General features: G+C 69.3%; 5 protein-coding genes. All 5 read left to right on the top strand.

What is annotated here, in order from left to right; genetic code table 11:
- Positions 1–133: 133 nt before the first annotated feature.
- Positions 134–994, top strand: a complete 861-nt coding sequence (locus ABGB21_RS36770; RefSeq protein WP_347681750.1) for a helix-turn-helix transcriptional regulator — start codon at positions 134–136, stop codon at positions 992–994.
- Positions 994–1,218, top strand: a complete 225-nt coding sequence (locus ABGB21_RS36765; RefSeq protein WP_347655864.1) for a DUF397 domain-containing protein — start codon at positions 994–996, stop codon at positions 1,216–1,218. Before ABGB21_RS36770 ends, ABGB21_RS36765 begins: the two co-directional genes overlap by 1 nt.
- A gap of 109 nt (positions 1,219–1,327) precedes the next feature.
- Complete coding sequence (locus tag ABGB21_RS36760) at positions 1,328–1,804, top strand: hypothetical protein (protein ID WP_347655866.1); 477 nt, start codon at positions 1,328–1,330, stop codon at positions 1,802–1,804.
- Positions 1,805–2,077: 273 nt separating this feature from the next.
- A complete protein-coding gene (locus tag ABGB21_RS36755; protein ID WP_347681748.1) occupies positions 2,078–2,602 on the top strand; it encodes a cellulose binding domain-containing protein in 525 nt (174 codons plus the stop codon).
- A gap of 56 nt (positions 2,603–2,658) precedes the next feature.
- A complete protein-coding gene (locus ABGB21_RS36750) occupies positions 2,659–3,108 on the top strand; it encodes a hypothetical protein (protein WP_347655869.1) in 450 nt (149 codons plus the stop codon).
- The last annotated feature ends 123 nt before the right edge of the window (positions 3,109–3,231 follow it).

Genomic DNA, 3,231 nt, shown 5'->3' with positions numbered 1-3,231 from the left:
CCCGCACAACCCTGCCCCGAGCAAGCCGACCACGTAATCGGCGAATCCACCCTGCCCCGAAACCACATCGGATCAAATCTATTCAACTGCGATCAACACGAACCGCATCGGTGGATCGAGGCTGAGGTGGACGATGGCGCACAAGCCTTTCATCCGTACGCTGCGCGCACAGTGGCTCGGCCAGCGGCTCCGGGAGCTGCGCGAGGAGCGCGGCATGACCCTGGAGACGGTGGCCGAGCACCTGAACCGGGACCGGTCGGCGCTCGGCCGCTACGAGCGGGCCGAGTGGCCGATCCAACGCAACGACGTCTACGCCCTGCTGGACCTCTACGGTTTTCACCGGGCCCAGGAGCGGCAGCAACTGCTCAGTCTCGCCGAGGAGGTGTGGCGGACCGACCGCTGGGACGAGGACTACGGCGACGTGGTCGACGCCTCCTTCATCGACTTCCCGTGGTTGGAGTCCCGGGCCGCACGGATCTCCTCCTACAACCCGCTGCTGCTACCGGGGCTGTTCCAGACCCGTGCCTACGCGGAAGCGGTGATCAGGAGCGTCGAGGAGCCGGACGCGCCGGACGACCTGGTCGCCCGCTGGATCGACCTCCGGATGCAGCGGCAGCGGGTCTTCGAGGGCCGGCGGGACATCTCCGTCTCCACCGTCGTCGAGGAGGCCGCGCTGCGCCGACCGGTGGGGGGTCGCGCGGTGATGGCGGCGCAGTTGCGGCACCTGGCCGAGGTCGCCCGGCGGTCCAACGTGGAAATCCGGGTACTCCCCACCGGTCTCGGTACGCATTCCGCGCTGAACGGCCCGTTCGTGCTGTTCACCATGCCCCGGCCCTACCCCGAGGTCGCCTACATCGAGAACCTCGGCGGCCGGCTCTATCTCGAGGCGCCGAAGTCCGAGCGGTTCCGCCGTGCGTACGATCGACTGCGGAAGGTCGCCCTCGACCCGCACGAGTCGGTGAAACTGGTCGCGACGATCGCGGAGGAGTTGTGATGAGCGAGACCCTGCCGGCGGTGGCCTGGCACATCAGCACCTACAGCAGTGATGCCGGAGGGAGCTGCGTCGAGGCGGGACCGCTGGTCGACGGCTCGGGCCGGGTGGCGTTGCGGCACAGCAAGGCTCCGGACGGTGGGACCATCGTCTACACCCGGGCCGAGTGGGACGCCTTTGTCGCCGGCGTGAAGGCCGGCGAGTTCGACTTCCCCGCCCCGGCCTGAGCCGCTCCGCCGTCCCGGTTCCCGGCCGGTCGGAAACGTGACCCGGCGGGGCTGAGCCGGCCAGGCCGGGGGCACCGTCGCCATCGTGGATGTGCCAGGATCTCGTGCCATGACCTACCCCTATGGCCCCGGTATCCCCTCGGCGCCGGTCGCGTACCCGCAACCGGTGGCCCTGCCGGCCGGCTTCGGCGCGCTCGTCGTGACGGTCAACCGGGGGCCGTACCTGATTCCGGTGCCGACGGTGGCGAAGCTGCAGATCGACGGTCGACACGTCCCGATCAGCGGTGAGGGCACCTGGCACATCCCGCTGCCGGCCGGGCCGCACGAGGTCAGGTACACCGACTTCATCGGCATCCCGATGGTGACGACCCGCGCGGTGGTGGTCCCGCCGGGTGCTGCGAGCGTCCTGGACTTCCGGTTCGGGGTGTGGCGCAACCGGGTCCACGACGGTCAGGGCACCGACATCACGAAGTTCGGCATGTGGTCGAACTACCTGGTCGGGATCGTCACGTTCGTTGCGGTCCTCGTGCTCTGCTGCGGCGGCGTCGCGCTGCTCGGCGGGCTCGGCGCCCTGAACAACCCCTGACCGGCGCGCGTCCGGTCGGCCTCGCTGCTGCTGCCAGCCCGCTGGCCAGTGAGATCGTCGGGGCGTGGTCGGGTCGGTGTGCCCACGTTCCCGACGCGTCCGTACCAATGGCGCCCGGATGCGGCTCTACGACCGCAGCTCGTACTGCGGCTTGACAATCGAACAACATCGATTAGCGTTGGTGCTTGCGCGGTGGACCGGACAGTCGGCGGCAACGGCACTCCTCGTTTCGCCGCATTGCCGTGGCCCGACTTCGGGAGGAATCGCAGTCCCATGAGACTGAAGAGCAGCCTTCTCGGTGTCGCCACGGCGGCCGTAATGCTGGCCGCCGTCAGCGCGCCGGCCACCGTGTCGGCCAGCACGGCGTTGCCCAGCACGGCTCTGCCGCCCAGCACGGCTCTGCCGCCCAGCACGGCTCTGCCGCCCAGCGGCGCCCCGTCGGCCAGCACCGCTGTGCCGACCAGTTCGCCGCCGACCGGGGCCGCCTGCAACGTCCGTTATTCGGCCTACACCTGGGACACCTACCTCACGAGCAGCATCACCATCACCAACACCGGCGCGACCACGATCACCGCCTGGCTGCTGGAGTTCCCGCTGCCTGCCGGACAGCAGATCACCACCGGCTGGAACGCGGTGTATTCGCCGCTCAGCGGCGAGGTCACCGCCCGTGGCCTGGACGACCACGTCATCATCGGGCCGGGCGCCGCGATCGCCATCGGGTTCGTGGCCACCCACACCGGTGGCACCGGCAGCCCGTCCTCGTTCACCCTCAACGGGACGCCCTGCACGCTCGGCTGAGCTGCGGGCAGGCAGGGGCACCCGCCGCCAGGGTCAATGTGTCAAGATCCTGTGCCATGACCGACCCCGGCCAGCCCGCGAAACCCGCCGCGTACCCGCATCCGGTGGCGCTGCCGACGGGCGCCGGCGCCCTGGTTGTCACCGTCAACCGGGGGCCGTACATGGTCCCGGTGCCGAAGACGGCGAAGCTGCGCGTCGACGGCCGACACGTGCCGATCCCGGGCGCGGGCACCTGGCACATCCCGGTCCCGGCCGGGCCGCACCAGATCAAGTTCACCGACTTCATCGGTGTGCCGCTGGTGACGACAAGTGTGGTGGTCCAGCCGGGTGCCGCGACCATCCTGGACTTCCGGTTCGGGGTGTGGCGCAACCGGGTGCACGACGGGCAGGGCGCCGACGTGACGAGGTTCGGCATGTGGTCGAACCACCTGGTATCGATCATCGAGGTCGCAGTGGTGTTGGCCGTCTGCTGCGGCTGCAGCGTGCTGGCGGTGTGGACCCGCTAGTGTTCTGTCTCGTAAATAGCTAGTCATTGGAGTAGACTCGAGACGTGACACGTGCTGCCGCACCACTGGTGCTCGAACCCGGCCAGCGGGAACTGCTGGAGTCTCTTGCGAAGTCGCGTACGG

The sequence above is a fragment of the Plantactinospora sp. B24E8 genome, from assembly GCF_039871735.1.
GTDB lineage: Bacteria > Actinomycetota > Actinomycetes > Mycobacteriales > Micromonosporaceae > Plantactinospora.
Note: the sequence above shows the minus strand (reverse complement) of the source record. Positions and strands in the feature narration are given on the sequence as shown.

Coding starts and splice junctions, on each gene's coding strand:
- ABGB21_RS36770 (WP_347681750.1), top strand. CDS start 134: ATGGCGCACAAGCCTTTCATCCGTACGCTGCGCGCACAGTGGCTCGGC.
- ABGB21_RS36765 (WP_347655864.1), top strand. CDS start 994: ATGAGCGAGACCCTGCCGGCGGTGGCCTGGCACATCAGCACCTACAGC.
- ABGB21_RS36760 (WP_347655866.1), top strand. CDS start 1,328: ATGACCTACCCCTATGGCCCCGGTATCCCCTCGGCGCCGGTCGCGTAC.
- ABGB21_RS36755 (WP_347681748.1), top strand. CDS start 2,078: ATGAGACTGAAGAGCAGCCTTCTCGGTGTCGCCACGGCGGCCGTAATG.
- ABGB21_RS36750 (WP_347655869.1), top strand. CDS start 2,659: ATGACCGACCCCGGCCAGCCCGCGAAACCCGCCGCGTACCCGCATCCG.